Source organism: Pantoea sp. Acro-807, from assembly GCF_011752675.1.
GTDB classification, from domain to species: Bacteria; Pseudomonadota; Gammaproteobacteria; order Enterobacterales; family Enterobacteriaceae; genus Pantoea; species Pantoea eucrina.
In genome coordinates, this window is record NZ_VWXE01000001.1 from 83451 (window position 1) to 101098 (window position 17648).

17 protein-coding genes are annotated in these 17648 nt (G+C 60.5%); 9 read left to right on the top strand and 8 right to left on the bottom strand.

Annotated elements, in window-relative coordinates; genetic code table 11:
- Window positions 1–34: 34 nt before the first annotated feature.
- Entirely contained in the window at window positions 35–349 is a 315-nt protein-coding gene (locus F3J39_RS00425) for a hypothetical protein (protein WP_039385730.1), read from the top strand.
- An 8-nt stretch (window positions 350–357) separates the two neighbouring features.
- On the opposite strand, the gene F3J39_RS00430 is transcribed toward F3J39_RS00425, so the two are convergent.
- Both F3J39_RS00430 and F3J39_RS00435 read right to left on the bottom strand, forming a co-directional pair.
- A complete protein-coding gene (locus F3J39_RS00430; protein ID WP_039382934.1) occupies window positions 358–609 on the bottom strand; it encodes a biofilm development regulator YmgB/AriR family protein in 252 nt (83 codons plus the stop codon).
- A 152-nt stretch (window positions 610–761) separates the two neighbouring features.
- The gene (locus F3J39_RS00435; protein ID WP_166713743.1) at window positions 762–3854 is read right to left on the bottom strand and encodes a beta-galactosidase; all 3093 of its coding nucleotides are present in this window, start codon (window positions 3852–3854) and stop codon (window positions 762–764) included.
- Window positions 3855–4108: 254 nt separating this feature from the next.
- On the opposite strand from F3J39_RS00435, the gene iraP reads away from it, so the two are divergent.
- The 3 genes from iraP to F3J39_RS00450 all read left to right on the top strand — a co-directional run bounded on the left by iraP (window position 4109) and on the right by F3J39_RS00450 (window position 6412).
- The gene (gene iraP, locus F3J39_RS00440; protein ID WP_094112120.1) at window positions 4109–4363 is read left to right on the top strand and encodes an anti-adapter protein IraP; all 255 of its coding nucleotides are present in this window, start codon (window positions 4109–4111) and stop codon (window positions 4361–4363) included.
- Window positions 4364–4442: 79 nt separating this feature from the next.
- On the top strand, window positions 4443–4751 hold the full coding sequence (locus tag F3J39_RS00445) for a PsiF family protein (protein ID WP_039382937.1): 309 nt from the start codon (window positions 4443–4445) through the stop codon (window positions 4749–4751).
- A 134-nt stretch (window positions 4752–4885) separates the two neighbouring features.
- Complete coding sequence (locus F3J39_RS00450; protein ID WP_166713744.1) at window positions 4886–6412, top strand: FAD-dependent oxidoreductase; 1527 nt, start codon at window positions 4886–4888, stop codon at window positions 6410–6412.
- 68 nt (window positions 6413–6480) lie between these two features.
- On the opposite strand, the gene proC is transcribed toward F3J39_RS00450, so the two are convergent.
- Complete coding sequence (gene proC / locus F3J39_RS00455) at window positions 6481–7293, bottom strand: pyrroline-5-carboxylate reductase (protein ID WP_166713745.1); 813 nt, start codon at window positions 7291–7293, stop codon at window positions 6481–6483.
- Between the two features lie 142 nt (window positions 7294–7435).
- Here proC and F3J39_RS00460 point away from each other — a divergent pair, with 142 nt between their 5' ends.
- A complete protein-coding gene (locus F3J39_RS00460) occupies window positions 7436–7879 on the top strand; it encodes a YaiI/YqxD family protein (RefSeq protein ID WP_166713746.1) in 444 nt (147 codons plus the stop codon).
- On the opposite strand, the gene F3J39_RS00465 is transcribed toward F3J39_RS00460, so the two are convergent.
- Entirely contained in the window at window positions 7880–8542 is a 663-nt protein-coding gene (locus F3J39_RS00465; protein WP_039382941.1) for a DUF2076 domain-containing protein, read from the bottom strand.
- Between the two features lie 283 nt (window positions 8543–8825).
- Here F3J39_RS00465 and aroL point away from each other — a divergent pair, with 283 nt between their 5' ends.
- The 3 genes from aroL (at window position 8826) to ppnP (ending at window position 10081) form a co-directional block, all read left to right on the top strand.
- Window positions 8826–9350, top strand: a complete 525-nt coding sequence (aroL, locus tag F3J39_RS00470) for a shikimate kinase AroL (RefSeq protein ID WP_039382942.1) — start codon at window positions 8826–8828, stop codon at window positions 9348–9350.
- A gap of 111 nt (window positions 9351–9461) precedes the next feature.
- Window positions 9462–9653: a YaiA family protein gene (locus F3J39_RS00475; protein WP_039382943.1), complete on the top strand. Its 192-nt coding sequence runs from the start codon at window positions 9462–9464 to the stop codon at window positions 9651–9653.
- Between the two features lie 143 nt (window positions 9654–9796).
- Window positions 9797–10081 (top strand): pyrimidine/purine nucleoside phosphorylase, encoded by a 285-nt coding sequence (gene ppnP, locus F3J39_RS00480; protein ID WP_039382944.1) that lies wholly within the window; start codon window positions 9797–9799, stop codon window positions 10079–10081.
- A 56-nt stretch (window positions 10082–10137) separates the two neighbouring features.
- Here ppnP and rdgC read toward each other — a convergent pair whose 3' ends face one another.
- Entirely contained in the window at window positions 10138–11049 is a 912-nt protein-coding gene (rdgC, locus tag F3J39_RS00485) for a recombination-associated protein RdgC (RefSeq protein WP_150017707.1), read from the bottom strand.
- Window positions 11050–11196: 147 nt separating this feature from the next.
- Between rdgC and mak the strand changes: the two genes are divergently transcribed.
- Window positions 11197–12120, top strand: a complete 924-nt coding sequence (mak, locus tag F3J39_RS00490; RefSeq protein ID WP_166713747.1) for a fructokinase — start codon at window positions 11197–11199, stop codon at window positions 12118–12120.
- On the opposite strand, the gene F3J39_RS00495 is transcribed toward mak, so the two are convergent.
- The 3 genes from F3J39_RS00495 to sbcD form a co-directional block, all read right to left on the bottom strand.
- On the bottom strand, window positions 12115–12504 hold the full coding sequence (locus F3J39_RS00495; protein ID WP_082032647.1) for a cell envelope integrity TolA C-terminal domain-containing protein: 390 nt from the start codon (window positions 12502–12504) through the stop codon (window positions 12115–12117). The two genes, mak and F3J39_RS00495, sit on opposite strands and share 6 nt — an antisense overlap.
- 103 nt (window positions 12505–12607) lie before the next feature.
- On the bottom strand, window positions 12608–16285 hold the full coding sequence (locus F3J39_RS00500; RefSeq protein ID WP_166713748.1) for an AAA family ATPase: 3678 nt from the start codon (window positions 16283–16285) through the stop codon (window positions 12608–12610).
- Entirely contained in the window at window positions 16282–17499 is a 1218-nt protein-coding gene (sbcD, locus tag F3J39_RS00505) for an exonuclease subunit SbcD (RefSeq protein WP_071668614.1), read from the bottom strand. The genes F3J39_RS00500 and sbcD overlap by 4 nt, the downstream gene beginning before the upstream one ends.
- Window positions 17500–17648: the final 149 nt, after the last annotated feature.

A 17648-nucleotide genomic window follows, 5' to 3' on the forward strand; every position in this document is an offset into this window, starting at 1 on the left:
ACCGGCGAACGCGCTACTGCAACAAGAGGTAATGATGAAAAGATTTTCAGGCTTTCTGCTGTTAACGCTGCTGGCCCCGCTGGCGCATGCATCCGGCGAAGCTGCCTGGCAGGAAAATGAGCAGCAGAGCCGTCAGGCGTGCCTGCTGGCCAGTACGCTGGCGCAGGCGAAAATTGTGGGTAAGCCGGTGCAGTTTGACGACCGCACCGGTTATGACGCGCTGCTGCTGCAGGGACGCTATCCGCAAAAGCACATGAAAAACCGCACCGGACGTGAACTCTGCCTCTACCATCGTCAGAGCGGTAAAGCCGTCGTCAGCGAAGCCGATCAGCTGCGGGTCGCAAAATAAATCATCCCTCAGGCTCCCGGCTCGCTGCCCAGTAATTGTGCCAGCAGCGTCCGGTAGCTCTGCAGACGTTGCTCATCGCCCTCAAACTCCAGCTTTTCAATGACCCGCGCAATAACCGCTTTACTGGTCGCAGGCTGCCCCTCGGCCATCAGTTCCCGCATAATAGCCGCCAGCAGATCGCTCTCATGCGGCACGTGCCAGGCAGGCGTGTTGAAGTAGTCGGTAATCGCCCGACTGGCGCTGTCAGGATAGGTTCTCATGGCTGACCTCCGCAGAGACAACACGGCGTGCCGCCAGCAGGCGGCAGCAACAGAACCCGAACGGCGTGCCCGCAAAAGTGGCCGCGCGTCTGGTTATTTTTTAAACATAGTTGCGCGCCGTAAGCTTGTCAGCAACGTTTCGTCATATTTTTTCACATTTGCCGATCGTCCTGATGCAGCGTCAGCGTCATCTGCCAGCGCTGCTGCGTCAGCAGGAATTCCGGGCTGACGCTCGGGCTCCAGGAGTCATCGCCGCCAACTCCCATATGAAAACCATCAAGATGCAGCCAGCAGCCTGTTTCCGGTTGCAGCAGATGACGATGTGACGTATCGCGCAGCTGCTCAAGACTGTAGCGACTGAGTGAAAAGGCGAAATCACCGCTGATTTGCCAGCTGCCGCTGTCGAGCTGCCGGGTACCGCAGCGCAAGCCGTTTTCACCGGGGAAAACATAGTCGGTGGTGAGATCGGCAAGCGGCAGCTGCCAGCGGGAGAACTGCGCTGCCAGCTGGCGATCCGGATAGTTTTCGTGAGGACCCAGACCCAGCCAGCTGACCTGCTCCGGCGAGCGCGCCAGCTGGCAGCGCCAGCCGATACGCGCCGGCGGCGGTAATCCGGCGGCCTGCTCCACCGTCAGGGAAAGCGTAACCTCACCGCGGGCGCTGATAAAGTAGCGCTGGTGCGTGGTAAAGCAGACCTGCTCCTGCACGCGCCACTGATGCCAGCTTTCAATCTGTACCCCGTGCGCCAGGCTGTCGGCCTGCATCGCCAGCAGCACCGGTTCAAGCTCTTCGTAGCCGGCGCGCCGCCAGCGCTCGACCCAGGCGTTGGGATCCACGCTGGCTGCTTCACTGGTGCCGATATCGTTGTCAATCGGCGCGCGGACAAAGCAGGGCTGCAGCGGCGTCAGCAGGGTCTGCTGCTCACCCACCAGCCACGCGGTCAGCTCACCGCTGAGGCGCGAGAAGCGCCAGCGCTGCTGCGCGATCGCCACTTCAATCTCCTCCGGCTGCATAAGCAGCTGCGGCGCACTGTCGCCAATCGCCGGCAGGCGCAGCGGCAGCGCGGCAGGCAGCTGCCACTGATCCCACGCCACGCGGGCGTCAGCGTCGGACCAGGCGGTAGCGTCCGGCTGATGTACCGCAACATTCAGCCACGCGGCACCCTGCAGGCCTGACGGCAGCGCAATCTCAATCTGCTGACTGCCCTGCGGCGCAATATCGAGCGGCACCGTGCCGGTCGCAACCGGCACGCCGTCCTGCTCAATGCACCAGCGCAGCTGCTCGTTATCGCTGTGCCGGAACAGATATTCACTGGTAACGGTGATGCGGCCCGGCTGCGTGGCGTCGTGGTCAAAGCGGAAAAACTGCTGCGCGCGCTGCGCCTCAAACAGGGCGGGGTGCGGCGATCGATCAGCATAGACCAGGCCATTCATGCAGAACTGACGATCGTTGGGGGTGTCGCCAAAATCGCCGCCGTACGCCTGCCAGGCATTACCGCTGCTGTCGTAGCGCGTCAGGCTCTGATCGGCCCAGTCCCAGACAAAGCCGCCCTGCAGACGCGGAAACTCACGGAACGCCTGCCAGTATCTGGCAAAGCCGCCAAAGCTGTTCCCCATTGCGTGCGCATATTCACACAGGATCAGCGGGCGCTGTTCACCCGGCAGGCCAATCCACTTTTTCAGCGACCACTTGGGCACGGCCGGGAAGGGCTGATCCTGATCGACCCGCGCATACATCGGGCAGATAATATCGGTTGCATTGCTGTCTGCGCCGCCTCCCTCATACTGCACCGGACGCGTTGTGTCGCTGCTTTTAACCCAGCGGTAGAGGGCGTCATGCGTGCTGCCATGTCCGGATTCATTGCCCAGCGACCAGATAATAATGCAGGCGTGGTTGCGGTCGCGCTGTACCATACGCGTAACCCGCTCGCTGAAGGCGGCAAACCAGCGCGGATCGTCAGAGAGCCGGTTCATCGGCTGCATACCGTGCGTTTCAATATTTGCCTCATCCACCACATAGAGACCGTAGCGATCGCACAGGCGATACCAGAGCGGATGGTTAGGATAGTGGGCGCAGCGCACCGCATTGAAGTTATGCCGCTTCATCAGCACGATATCGCGGCGCATGCTGGCCTCATCCACTACCTGACCGCGTTCCGGATGGTGTTCATGGCGGTTAACGCCGCGGATCAGCAGCGGCTGGCCATTCAGGCAGAGCTGGCCCTGCTCAATGCTGACGCGCCGGAACCCGACATCATACGCTTCCGCTTCCAGTACCTGCTGCTGCGCATCCAGCAGTGTGACCACCGCGCGGTAAAGGTGGGGCGTCTCCGCGCTCCAGAGCCGTGGCTGACTCACCGGCAGCCGCAGCGTGGCCCGCTCCGGATAGCGTCCGCGCTCATCAATAATGGCGCTGCCGGGCGCCTGCTCCTGCGTGCCGATGCAGGTATCGCCCAGCCACAAAGAGACGCGAATATGGCAGCCTGCCAGCGCGGTCTGGCTGGCATCGAGCTTGACGCTGACGCGCAAGTCACCCTGCGAATACTCCGGGCTGAGCACGGTTTCAAGCTGGATATCCGCGAAGCGGACGTCCGGTTTATGCAGCAGCGTCACATCGCGGAAAATGCCGCTCATGCGCCACATATCCTGATCTTCCAGATAGCTGCCGTCACACCAGCGCAGCACCATCACGGCCAGGCGATTTTCGCCTGCCTGCAGCGCGGCGCTAAGGTCAAACTCCGCCGGCAAACGGCTGTCCTGAGAGTAGCCAAGCCAGTGTCCGTTACACCATACAAAGCAGGCCGAATTAACACCGTCAAAAATAATGCGCGTCTGGCCCCGCTGTAGCCACCGATCATCAACGGTAAATGTGAGCGAATAGCATCCGGTAGGGTTGGCCTGCGGCACAAACGGCGGATTAACCGGAATAGGGTACTGCACATTGGTATAAACTGGCGCATCATAACCGTACAGCTGCCAGTTAGCCGGTACCGGAAGCGCCGTAGCATCCGGCAGATCCTGCTGCAGCCAGCTCTCTGGCACCGCTTCAGGCTGGGTAAAATAGCTGAACTGCCACTCACCGTTCAGCGACTGCAGGGAAGGCGACGGGCGATCCTCGCGGGCGGCCTGTTCATCGCGCCAGCTGGCAAAGGGCGGATGGGTATCGAGACGGTGCAGGCTGGTGATAACCGGATTTTCCCAGTCGCGACGCGCCAGAATAGTCGCTAAGGAGAGCGCAGAAGTCATGATGATATCTCTGAAATTGTAATGCGCTCACATTGATGGAAATAACATCAGCTGTAAAGCGGTCTTTGCTGAAACCGTGACAAAAAAGCAGGATCTGCAGCAGGCTGCCTGCAGCAGCAAAACGTTTCGCCATTAGATGTTGAATTGTTACGCTTTTTTAAGGCTTATTTATTCACAAAAGTGAGGAAAAGCGCTTGTTGTTTTCTTCTGCTCAGTGCTAACGTCAGCACTCCTTTCCTTATCGAGTTCATTGCATGAAAAATCTGATTGCAGAACTCCTGCTCAGGCTGGCGGAGAAAGAAGAGGCGTCCAAAGATCTGGTGGTACAGATCGAGGCGCTGGAGATAGTACTGACTGCCATGCTGCGCCAGCTGGATGCGGAACAGCACCATCAAATCGCCAGCGCGATTAAAAACGCGATGCCGCCCGCCGCGCCGGTTGCTGAGAGCGCTGATGCGGTGCTGCTGCGAAATTACATCGAAAAATTACTCAAATATCCTCGCCAGTAAGCGCGCGTAAGCGATTTGCCGCTGTGTTACTGATTTTCGTGCCAGACTGATAAAGCCCCCCTACACGGAGATCCCGGCAATGAAAAATTCGTTACTGATTCTGACTGGCGCTGCGCTGCTGTTTACCGTCGGCAGCGCCGGCGCTGCAGAAAAAACGCCGCAGCAGGAGAAGATGGCGCGCTGTAATCAGCTCGCCGCCACGCAAAATCTGAAAGGCGATGAGCGCAAAACGTTTATGAGCGACTGCCTGAAAAAAGAGAGCAAGCTCGGCAATATGACGCCGCAGCAGCTGAAAATGAAAAGCTGCAACAGTGCAGCCGGGGAAAAAGATCTCTCGGGCGATGCGCGCAAAACCTTTATGAGCACCTGCCTGAAAAAAAGCGCCTGATGATAAAAGCGGCATCTGATTAATGACTTAGCTGCCGCTTGCTTTATTTTTCCTGCCAGTTTCCCACGCTTTGCCACACTTACTCTTTGCAGGGGTTTGTCATCCCGCATCCGAAAATAATAAAGGAGCAAGGTGTGAGCTATCAATCTATCACAGAGCTTAACGCGCTGGCGCAGCAGCAGCCCGCGCCGTTCAGCGTGGGCGAGACCGACATTATTTTGATCCGCGATGGCGATCAGGTGCAGGCGTTTCAGGCCAAATGCCCGCACGCCGGCGCGCCGCTGGAGGAAGGGGCCGTCTGTGACGGCAAACTGATCTGCCCGTGGCACAAAGCGGTATTTCAGCTGCAGGATGGAAAAATGTGTGAACCGCTGGCGCTGGCCAACCTGACGCGTTATCCGGTGCGGATCGAGCAGGGCAAGGTGCTGGTCAGTGAACAGCCGCTTTCTGAGGCATCCGCACCCGCTGCGGCAGATAGCGCGCCAGTCTATGTCATTCTCGGCAGCGGAGCGGCGGGCGCCGCGGCAATCTGGACGCTGCGCGATGAGGGATTCAGCGGACAGATTATTCGTATCGAGCGGGAGGCCGCGGCCCCGTATGACCGTACCGCGCTCAGCAAGTTTGTGCCGTCGGGCAAAATGGCTATTGAGGATGTCCCTGCGCTGCTGGAGCAGGATGTGCTGGGGCCGGTCGAACTGCTGCAGGATGAGGTGGTGCAGTTGCAGGCGCGTGCAAAGACGCTAACGCTGAAAAGCGGAGAGCAGGTGAGGTTTGACCGGCTGCTGGTGGCGACCGGCGGCGTACCGCAGGCGCCGGATATTCCCGGCCGGGATCTGGCCGGCGTTCACCTGCTGCGTTCGCGCGATCAGGCTGAGGCGCTGCTGAACGATGTCGATGAAACGCAGGAGCTGGTGATTGTCGGCAACAGTTTTATCGGTATGGAAGTTGCCGGAGCGCTGCGCAGTCGTGACGTCAAGGTCACCGTGGTTGCCCGCCAGCGTCTGCCGTTTGTAAAACAGTTTGGCGAAGAGATAGCGGAGCATTTTTATGCGCTGCACCGCAGCAACGGCGTTATCTTTGAGCAGGGAGAGCCGGAGGCGCTGGAGGGAGAGCGTGAAGTCACCGCGCTACGCCTGAAAGGAGGCAAAACGCTGCCCGCGCGACGGGTGCTGCTCGGCACCGGCGTCAGACCCGCAACCGGGTTTGTGCATGACTTAACGCTGCAGGAGGATGGCAGCCTGCTGACCGATCGCCAGCTGCGGGTTACGGATAGCGTCTGGGTCGCCGGCGATATCGCCACCTATCCCACCGCCGATGGCGAACAGCGCATCGAGCACTATCGCGTGGCTCACCAGCAGGGGCGGATTGCCGCGCTGAATATGCTGGATAAGCAGATTGAGTACGACCGCGTACCTTTTTTCTGGACGGCGCACTACGGCACCCGTTACGAATATCTCGGGCATGCCGAAGAGTGGGATGAATATCGTCTGCTGGGTTCGCTGGATGACCAGAGGTTTATTGCGTTCTACTGCCAGCAGGGGAGAATTGCAGCGGTCTGCTCGGCCGGATTGTACACGCTTACCGCCGCGCTAATCGAACAGATGCAGCAGCCGCTGACGCTGGCGCAGGGCGTGGCGCTCTATGAGCAGTACACCGCGTAACTGCCCGGCTTAATTCAGGTCCTCAGTTCAGGAAAGAGGACCGGATCGCCGGCAGAAAAGGGCTGCGATTACGCTTTGCTCAGCGCCTCTGACTTCGCCATGCAGCGCTGCATGGCGTTCATCACCGCCGCGCGAAAACCATTCTCTTCCAGCGCTTTTACCGCCTCAATCGTGGTGCCACCGGGCGAGCAGACCTGATCTTTTAGCTCAGCAGGATGTGTGCCCGTCTCGATCACCATCTGCGCAGCACCTTTCACCGCCTGCGCGGCAAACTCATACGCCTGCGCGCGCGGCATGCCGCCCAGCACGGCCGCGTCGGCCATCGCTTCAATAAACATAAATACATATGCCGGAGCAGAGCCGCTGACGCCCACAACCGCGTGGATCAGATACTCTTTGACCACGGCGGCTTTCCCGAAACTTTCAAAAATAGCGACGATATCGTCCACTTCCTGCGGCTCCACCAGCACGTTAGGTGTCACCGAGGTCATGCCCTCATTGACCAGCGCCGGCGTATTGGGCATCACCCGCACAATTTTGCGATCGTGACCCAGCACGCCGGCCAGCGAATCCAGCGTCACGCCTGCGGCAATCGAGACCACCAGCGCATCCTTTTTCATCACGCCCGCCAGATCGCTGAGCACTTTCAGAATCACATTAGGTTTGACCGCGCCAAACAGGATATCCGCCTCGCGCGCCAGTGCTTCTGCGCTCTCCGCCGCGCTGATCCCGTACTGCTGCGCCATCTGCTGGTTAGTTTCCGCTTTGCGGTCCCATACCAGAATATTGGCCGGGGCGATAAGCCCGCTGTTGACCAGGCCGCTGATAATCGCCCGGGCCATATTGCCGCAGCCGATAAAGCCGATTTTTTTCTCCAGCATCGCTCTCTCCTTAATCGTATTGATTTCGCTGCGGGTTAGCTTACGTCAGCGCTCGTGAATAACAAGTGCCGGCAAAATATCGATTGCCTTTCCTGACCAGCGCGGCAAGATCGCGCCTGTGATTCATTACAGGGAAACCATTATGTCAATCTGGGTCGATGCTGACGCCTGTCCGGTGGTCATTAAAGAGGTACTTTACCGCGCTGCCGAACGGACAAAAGTGACGGTGACCTTTGTCGCTAACCAGCCGCTGCGCGTGCCGTCTTCACCCTTTCTGAAGACGCTGCAGGTCGCGGCCGGTTTTGACGTGGCGGACAATGAAATTGTGAAGCGCGTGCAGCCTGGCGAGCTGGTGATCACCGGCGACATTCCGCTGGCGGCGGAAGTGCTGGAAAAAGGGGCTGCCGCGCTGAATCCGCGTGGCGAGCGTTACTCGCCTGATACCATCCGGCAGCGCCTGACCATGCGCGATTTTATGGAAACGATGCGCGCCAGCGGCATTCAGAGCGGCGGCCCGGCGGCGCTGAGCCCGCGTGACCGCCAGCTGTTTGCCAACGAACTCGACAAGTGGCTGCGTCAGCGCTGATCAGACAAAGCTGTCATCATCATCAAAGCCGCCGTTGTCAAAATCATTCAGATCGCTGTTGTCGGCAAAGCTGTTGTCATTCCAGCTGCTGTTGTCACTGAGAAACGCATTGCTGCTGTCGTTGCCGTTGAACGTATCCAGGTTCTCATCCACCTGCGGCAGCGCCGGTTCGTTGATAATATTCACGATCTCTTCCGGCTGCGAGTGATGAAACAGGCTGGTGAGCATATCCGCCATCACCACGCCACCTGCCACGCCCACAGCCGTCTGCAGCGCGCCGCCGAGAAAGCCCGTGCCGCGGGCCGGTGCGGCTGGCTGCTGCGCATACTGCGGGGGCGGGCTGTTCCAGCCAGGCTGCTGCTGCTGCGGTTGCTGCTGACGCGAACCGCCGCCAAATAAACCGGAAAGAAAGCCGCCGCTCTGCTGCGGAGCCTGCTGCTGTGCCTGGTTATTTTCCAGCTCGGTGATGCGGGCATTCAGCTTTTTCAGCGCAGCTTCCTGAATCAGAATCGCCTGGGCCATATAGTAGGGCGCGTCGGGCTGGTTCTGCAGATGCTGACGGATAAGCTGTTCCGCGCCCGCATCGCGCGGGCCACTCTGCTCACCGGCCTGTTTTAACCGGCTAAAGAGATTTTCAATGAGTTGCTGTTCCTGATTTTGCATGGTGAACCTCCGTTGGCGTTAAGGCTATCTATATGCGGGCAGGGGGCGCGAAAGTAAATCACTGACGTGGTAAGCAAATGTTGCCCGCTTACACCGCCCGGGTAATGCACAAAATGCGCATGGTTTTTCGCTGTAAATTCAGTGAGCTAATTATAGCAGCCGCCAGAGTGCGCGTATTTTGTGCTTCGAAACTGGCTGCTGAAATAAAATCCGGATATTATGCGACGCATTATTGACCTGATCGCCTGCCGGCGCGGCAGAGCACGGCGGAGAATAAGCCCGGATGTCATTACCCATCTATCTTATCGGCGCACGCGGATGCGGCAAAACCACTATCGGCCAGGTGCTGGCGCGCATGCTGAATTACACCTTCTGCGATACCGACCACTACCTGCAGCAGGCAGCGCAGCGCAGCGTGGCTGAAATTGTTGCCAGCGAAGGCTGGGAGAGCTTCCGCGCGCGCGAAACCGAGGCGCTGCGCGCCGTCACCACGCCAGCAGCGGTGATAGCTACCGGCGGCGGGATGGTGCTGGCTGAAGTGAACCGCCGCTTTATGCGCGAGCGGGGGCATGTGATCTGGCTCAGCGCGCCGGCGGAAGCGCTGGCGAACCGGCTGCAGCAGCAGCCTGAAACCGCGCAGCGGCCCACGCTTACCGGCCAGCCAATTGCCGAGGAGATGGATGAGATCCTGCGCCTGCGCGCGCCGCTCTATCAGCAGGCGGCCCACTATCAGGTTGATGCCATGCAGCCGCCGGAGCAGGTGGCAGAACAGATAATACGTTCGCTCGCGCTGGCCCGCGCCAGCTGATTTTTATCAGAAAACTCCCGCTTTACTGGCATCAATGCATGCTGGTCTATACTCAGTAACAGGCAGCGGATCGCCACTGCCGTGTGGAACACTGATAAGAGAGGGAAAACGATGCCATCCAGACCACCCTATCCGCGTGAAGCCCGTGTTGTGGCCGTCGAAAAAGGGCCCGAAGGTAAAAAAGTTACCTGGTATGAACTGCGTGCCGATCATCCTAAAGAGAACTCCCTGATCAGCGAGCATGAATCTGAGCAGGAAGCGCAGGATGCGAAAGATCGCTACGAAGATGTGGAAAAAGAATAAGCCGCACTGGCAGGGACGCCAGTGAATTCTCCGCACTCTCCTGAATTTTCCTGCCGCTGCGCCAGCAGCGATTTATTTGCGTGACACCCTGAGGGCTTCCCTTGTAATCTGCTGATAACCTTCATGTGCTGCGAGGAAAAAGCATGCTCAATGTCAGTGATTATTTCGACGGAAAAGTGAAATCGATCGGGTTCGACAGCGTGACCATCGGCCGCGCCAGCGTAGGCGTTATGGCTGAAGGCGAGTACACCTTTGGCACCGGCCAGCCGGAAGAGATGACGGTGGTGAGCGGCGCACTGAAAGTGCTGCTGCCAGGTGAGGCGGAGTGGAAGTGGTATGAGGCGGGCAGCACATTTAATGTCCCTGGCCACAGTGAGTTTCATCTGCAGGTAGCTGAGCCTACCTCCTATCTCTGCCGCTACCTGTAAACGGCGCAAGAGAGACAGAGCTGCAACCTTCAGGCTGCAGCTTTTTTTATGCCTGATTAGCGTGGTGCTTCGCCGCCGAGCGCGTCGGTCAGGCTGGCGATCAGCGCAGCGAGTTCGCCGGTCATCAGCGTAAAGTCAGCGTCAAAGCGCAGAGCGAAATCCTCGCGATCGATATCATCATTCTGTTCACGCAGCGTATCGCTGAATTTCAGGCGCTTTACTGAACCATCATCAGCAATCACAAACTGAATTCGCTCCTGCCAGTCGAGCGCCAGTCTGGTCACCACTTTGCCCGCTTCAATGTGGTTGGCGATCTCATCGGAGATCAGATCCTGCTTCTTGCAGCGGATCACGCCGCCATCTTCCAGCAGCGCTTTCAGCTCCGCCTCATCCATCAGGGCGTAGCCTGCGGGCAGGTCGCCGCCGCGCACCCACTCCGTCAGCGTCAGCTCAATCGGCTTCTCCATGGTCAGCGGCACGACCGGCAGCGAGCCGAGACTTTTGCGCAGCAGCGCCAGCGTATCTTCCGCTTTTTTGGCGCTGGCGCAGTCAACAGCGATCAGGTTATTGACCGTATCGATCCACATAAAGGTCTGGCTGAAACGGCTGAAAGCGCGTGGCAGCAGGCTGTGCAGCACTTCATCTTTCAGCGAATCTTTTTCGGTTTTCTTCAGCTTGCGGCTCTGCTCCGCCTCCAGCTTCTCAATTTTGGCATCCAGCGCCTGCTTCACGACCGGTGAAGGCAGAATTTTCTGCTCGGTACGGGCGCAGATCACTATCTGTCCGTTGACCTCGTGGGCCAGCGCTTCCCCGCGGTTACCCATCGGCGATACCCAGCCGGTCTGGGCCATATCCTGACTTCCGCACGGTGAGAACGTAAATGCATCAAGCTGTTTTTCCAGATCGTCTGCGGACAGCGGAAGGTCACGATTCAGACGATAAACCATCATATTTTTAAACCACAACATCGGGATTCCTTACCGTGGGTGCGATCGGGCGCACAAGTCTCAAACAGGGAGCGCGCATGATAGCGAAACCTGCGCCGGGTTTCATTGCCTTTCCCGAATCGCCCCTCTACTGTATCTCCACCCCATGTGAATAATGAGGAATAACCCGTGCGTATCGGTATCGATTTAGGCGGCACCAAGACAGAGGTTATTGCTTTATCGGATGACGGCACGCAGCTGTTCCGTCATCGCGTGAATACCCCGCGCAACGACTACGCTGCTACGGTCGGCGTGATGGCGGATCTGGTTCGTCTGGCCGAAGCGCAGACCGGAGAGCGGGGCAGCGTCGGGGTCGGTATTCCCGGCTCGATTTCGCCCTATGCGCAGCGGGTTAAAAATGCCAACTCCACCTGGCTGAACGGACAGCCGCTGGATAAAGATCTGGCGCAGGCGCTGAGCCGGGAGGTGCGTATTGCCAATGATGCAAACTGTCTGGCGGTCTCTGAAGCCACCGACGGCGCCGGCGCCGGTCAGCCGCTGGTGTTTGCGGTGATCATCGGCACCGGATCCGGCGCGGGGATCGCCATGAACGGCGTGTCACGCATCGGGCTCAATGGCAACGCCGGCGAGTGGGGGCACAATCCGCTGCCGTGGATGGATGCCGACGAGCAGCGCTTTCAGCAGGAGGTACCGTGCTACTGCGGCTTACGGGGATGTATTGAAACCTTTGTCTCCGGAACCGGTTTTGCCACCGATTACCAGCGGTTAAGCGGGCAGGCGCTCAGCGGTGCGGAGATTATGCAGCTGATTGCGCAGCAGGATCCGCTGGCGGAGCAGGCGATGAGCCGCTACGAACAGCGGCTGGCGAAAGCGCTGGCGCAGGTGGTAAATCTGCTCGATCCCGACGTGATTGTGCTGGGCGGCGGAATGAGCAATGTGGATCGTCTTTACCAGACGCTGCCCGGCCTGATGCAACCCTGGGTGTTTGGCCGCGAGTGTGAAACGCCGGTGCGTAAAGCGCTGCACGGCGACTCCAGCGGCGTTCGCGGCGCAGCGTGGCTCTGGCCGCTGGAGGGACAGGCGACGTTATGACTTACGCGGTGCAAAGCCAAACCACGCTGGCTGGGTGCGATCGGGCGGCGGCGGTAGCGCGGCGGACTGGCCAACCAGCTGCCAGGCGCGCAGGCACAGCGCCTCATCTCCCTGCGTCTGGGTAACGGCAAAGCGCCCGCTGGCCTGCCACTCCAGCCGCAGCCAGCACTGCTGTCCGGCGTAGTGCGCCGCATCGCGAAACTGCTGGTTAAGCTGATGCTGAACGCTGCGCGTCCAGTGGCAGGAGGCGCTTTCCGGTGCCACGTCCGGCTCGCACAGGTTGCTTAATGCGGCTGGCGGCGTGGCAGGCGGACGGGCGCAGCCAGTCAGCGTCAGCGCTGCCAGCAGCAGACCGGCTGCGGCGGCGATCAAATTTATTCTCATAACAGAACCTGAAAAACGGGAGCCAGCCGCTGAGTCTACCGCGCGCCGGGCGGAAAGCTATGGCATTCCTCTGACTCTCTGCAGAACCAGAATCAGTCGCAGGTTACTCCCCCGGCAGCTGCAGCTTGCTGTATCCCAGACCATTCATTTTCCGCACCCGGATCTGAACCGGGATACGCTCTTTCATCGCCTCAACGTGGCTGATCACGCCGATGGTTTTCCCGCTGGCGTTAAGCGCATCCAGCGCGTCGAGTGCGGTATCGAGCGTCTCAGCATCCAGCGTGCCAAACCCTTCATCAAGGAACAGAGATTCGATGCGGGTTTTGTGGCTGACCAGATCGGAGAGCGCCAGCGCCAGCGCCAGACTCACCAGAAAACTCTCACCGCCCGAAAGCGTCCGGGTATCGCGGGTTGCGTCCGCCTGCCAGGTATCCACCACCTCAAGCTCCAGCTCATCGCTGAGGCGTCGCTGCAGCAGATAGCGACCATGCAGGCGATCGAGCTGACGATTCGCCAGCCAGACCAGATGATCCAGCGTTAACCCCTGCGCAAACCGGCGGAACTTGTCACCTTTGGCTGAACCGATCAGATCGTTGAGGCGGCTCAGCTGCACCAGCTCAGCTTCATCGGCGGCGATCTCTGCCAGCAGCGCCTGCTGCTGCTGACGCAGGTGTGCATCACTCTGCAGCTGCTGCTGCGCTTCTCCCTGCTGGCGCGCGTTATCACGCAGCGCCAGGCGTAATGTCTCCAGCTGCTGGCTGAGAGCGGCAGCCTGTTCATCATTGAAGCCAGCGGGACGCTGCTGCTGATGCTGCGCCAGCCGCTGCTCCAGCTGTTCATAAAGAGCAATCTGCTGCAAACGCTGCTGCTCCAGCTGCTGCAGACGGGCGCGCAGCGGCAGCAGCACCTCTTCCGGCAGCAGCGCCGCGTGCAGTGCTGCTTCATCAGCAAATTCGCTCTGCCGCAGCGCCTGGCTGAACTGCTGTTGCGCCTGCTGCAGGCGCTCCGTCAGGGCGGCCTGCTGGCTGTACGTCTGCGCCAGCTGACCCTGCAGGCTGTGCAGTCCGCTTTGCGCCTGCTGCCACTGCTGCAGCGCCCCTGCCAGCGCCTGTTCCAGCTGCTGCAGTAGCGTGTGCTGCTGCCGGCGCGCCTCCGTTACGCTGCGCGTGCCAAACAGCTGGCTGCGCTGCTGCTGCAGATCCTGCTGCTGCTGCTGCATCAGCGTCAGAGCGTGCTGCAGGCTCTCCTGCTGCTGCTGTTCACGCTGCAGCGTCTGCTGCAGGCTATGCTGCTCGCTCCCCGCTCTGGCGATCTGCGGCTGCAGAGAAGTCAGTAATTGCTCACTCTCTTGCCAGCGCAGCCAGCGCTGCTGCTGTGCGGCAAACCAGCTGGCGCGTCCGGCGGGTTCCGGCAGGCGAAGCTGATGGGCCGCGAGCTGCTCCGTCAGCCGCGCCGCAGCGTGCTGCAGCGCCTGCTGTTCATCTCTGAAACGCTGCTCCAGATCGGCCAGCTGCTGCTGTGCGCTCTCCCGCTGCTGCTGTGCAAGCTGCTGCTCCTGCAGATGCTGCTGCCACCGCTGCTGCTGCTGCAGATGGGCATCTTTAGCCTGCTGCAGCACTGCTGCCGCCTCTTCACGCGCCTGCAGCTGCTGTTGCTCCGTCAGCTCCTGCGCCTCCAGCTGCTGCTGCCAGGCAGTGAACTCTGCATGCTGCGCCGGCGTAAAGTGCAGCCCCAGCGGGGTGCACAGCGCCTGCCACCTGGTATCGATGGTGGCCAGCTGGCGATCCAGTTCAGCCAGCTCCTCTTCCAGCGCCTGCTGCTGCTGCAGAGAGAGTTTCTGCTGTTCGCCCTGTGCCGTGCCCGCCTCTTTCAGCTGCGCCACTGCCGTCTCCAGCGCGGTAAGCCGCTGCTGATTCTCATCCGGCCGGAGCTGCTGATAGTCCGCTACCGCCGGGTGCTGACAGGAACCACACAGCGGGCAGGGGGCGTCAGGCTGTAGTCTGGCGCGCTCATCAGAGAGCCGGGCAATGGTCCGTTCCAGTTCGCACAGGCGATGCAGATCGAGCAGCGCCTGATGCTCGCGCTTCCAGCTGTCGCGCAGTTTCTGCAGTGTCTCTTCACCCTGCAGGTAACTCTGCTGCAGCTGCGTCAGCCGGGCAGCCCGCTGTACGCGCTGCGGTTGCAGCGATTGCCACTGCGCGGCCAGCAGCGTCAGCTGCTGACGCGGGGCGCGCTGCTGCTGATAGCGCGCAAGAGCATTGCGCAGATCGGCGCTGCGCTGCTGATTTTCCAGAGAGGTCAGCGCCTGCTCAGCCTGTTCGCGCTGCTGGCGGCTCTCCGTCTCCGCCTGCGCTAATGGCTTAGCCGCCTGTTCACGCGCTGCCAGCGTCTGCTGTAGCTGCGCCAGCTGCTGCTGCTGCCGCTGCTGCTGTCCGGCAAGCTGCGTCGCCGCCTGTTCACGCTCCTCAAGGTGTCCGATATCAGCCTGCCAGCGCGCCAGCTCCGGCCCCCAGCCGGCGGTAGCCGCTTCGCGCGTGCGCCACGCCTGCTGTTCAGCCAGCTGTAGCTGTAAGCGTTCACTCACCTGTTGCTGCTGCTGCAGCGCCTGTTCGCTGCGGGCGACCGCCTGCTGCTGCTGCGTCAGCTGCTGCTGCTGTTCACTCAGCTGCTGCGCGGTGCGCGCTATCTGCTGATCGAGCGGCAGCACCTGCTCAGTCAGCAGCGTTTCGAGCTGCTGTCCGGCTTCCACCGCCTCATCGCGCTTCTGCAGCGCCTGCTGATAATCGCGTTCCGCCTGCTGCAGCGTGGTTTCAGCCTGCTGCTGCTGCGCCTGTAGCTGCCGGACCAGCTGCTGCTGTGCATCACTGTCCTGCTGCAGCTGTTCACGCAGCTGCAGTCCGGCGCGCAGCTTCTCTGCAGGCTCGGCGCGCGCCAGCTGCTGGCGCTCTGCGGACGCCTGCTGCCACGCCTGCTCCGCTGCCTGGCGCGCCGCGTCAGCGTCCTGCTGCTCCTGCGTCAGCTGCTGTGCCTGCGCCAGCCACTGCTGCTGCGTCTGCGCCTGCGTAAGCTGTGCATTCAGCGCGCGCTCCTCCGCGCTTAAGGTCTCCAGCTGCTGTGTGAGCGACGCCCGCTGCGCCTCATCCAGCAGCGCGATGCCGCCGGCACGGGCGCGCAGCGTCTCAAGCGCGCCGCGCGCCGCGCGCCAGCGTTCAAAGATATGGATGGAGATATCGCCATAAATTTCGGTACCGGTCAGCTCCTCCAGCAGTTCGGCACGCTCGCCGGGCCGGGCGTTGAGAAACGCGGCAAACTGACCCTGTGACAGCATCATTGAGCGGGTGAAGCGGGCAAAATCGAGCCCGGAGAGCGACTCTATGGCTTTCAGCTTATCGCCGACTTTATCCGCCACGATCTGATTATCAGCGACCCGCGCCAGCTCCACGCGCGGCGCCTGCAGCTTGCCGTCAGCCTGACCGCGCGCCCGGTTCTGGCTCCAGAAGGCGCGCCAGGCTTCACCTTTGATTTCAAACTCGACTTCAGCCAGACACTCGGCGGTGTCGCGCGTCATCAGCTGATTCTCACTCTGCGACAGCCCGCCAAGGCGCGGCGTCTGGTGATAGAGCGCCAGGCAGATCGCATCCAGCAGCGTGGTTTTGCCGGCGCCGGTAGCGCCCGTGATGGCAAACAGACCGTTGCTGGCGAACGGCTCCTGGCGGAAGTCGATCAGCCATTCACCGCGCAGCGCGTTGAGATTTTTAAAACGTAGCGTCAGAATTTTCATGCGGATGGATCCTCGAGGGCGGCCAGCGCGCTGCGAAACAGGCGGGTCAGTCCGTCACTCTGCTGCGCGTCCAGCTCTGACTCCTGTGCCAGGCGACGGGCAAAAACCTCTTCGACTTTCAGTTCGCTCAGCGTCTCATTTGTCAGCCGTTCCAGGCTGCGCTGACGCAGCGCGCGGCTGCGGCGCACCAGCAGCACCTCTACCGGCAGCGTGGCCGTGAGCTGTTCAATACGCCGCTGCAGATCGGTGAGGTACTCCTGCGTGGTGATCTCGATATCCAGCCATACCGGCAGCGATCCCTCATAGCGGGCAAACTGGGCCAGCTGCGCCTCAATCTCTGCCATCGAACCTTTTAGCATCTGCATCGGCTGAAAGGCGGGTATGGTCAGCGCGGTTACGCTCTCCAGCGTGCGGCCAAAATCGAGTAGCCAGACGCTTTTATCACGTCCGCTCTCATCAAAACTGAGCGGGATCGGTGAGCCGCTGTAGCGAATATGTTCCGTGCCGGCAATCCGCTGCGCGCGGTGAATATGGCCGAGTGCAATGTAGTCTGCGGGCGGAAACGCCTGCGCCGGAAACGCATCCAGCGTGCCGATATAGATATCGCGTACTGCGTCGCTTTTGGTCACGCCCACGGTAGTGAGGTGGCCGGTGGCGACGATTGGCAGCGGCTCATCCAGCCGTTCTCTTTCTGCCACGGCGGCGCTATAGCAGTGCTGGTAATGCTGCTCGATCGCCTGCAGCAGCGATAACTGCTTGTCGCGACCGGACTGACCGGCCCGACTGCGCAGAATATCGCGCGGGCGCAGATAGGGGATGGCGCACAGCAGCGCGCCCGGCGATCCGTCGCGCTGCGTCAGCGTCAGCACCTGCTGTTCACCGCCGGGGGTAGCGCTGGTGATCACCCGGGTGTTAAGGCAGGCCAGCAGTTCGCGTGACTCATTCAGCGTGGCGACTGAATCGTGATTGCCCGCCAGCACAACCAGCTGACAGCCGCTGGGCTGCAGCGCGACCACAAACCGGTTAAACATTTCACGGGCGTAACTGGGGGGCGAACCGGTATCAAACAGATCGCCTGCCACGATCAGTGCATCAACCTGATGCTCAGCAATTTGCCGGAGCAGCCAGTCAAGAAAAGCCTGGTGTTCGGCGGCGCGACTCTTGCTGTAAAAAAACTGACCGAGGTGCCAGTCTGCGGTATGAATAATGCGCATGGGGTGTCCTGCCTGAAAGCTGGCGGCCAGTATAACGGCTTCGGGCACAAAGGAAAAAAGACGTTTTTGCCGGTGCGAGGGTGGTTTTTATCTCTTGCTTACCGGCCGGGTTTTTCATAAAAGTGTCATAAAACTGACGCATAATGACG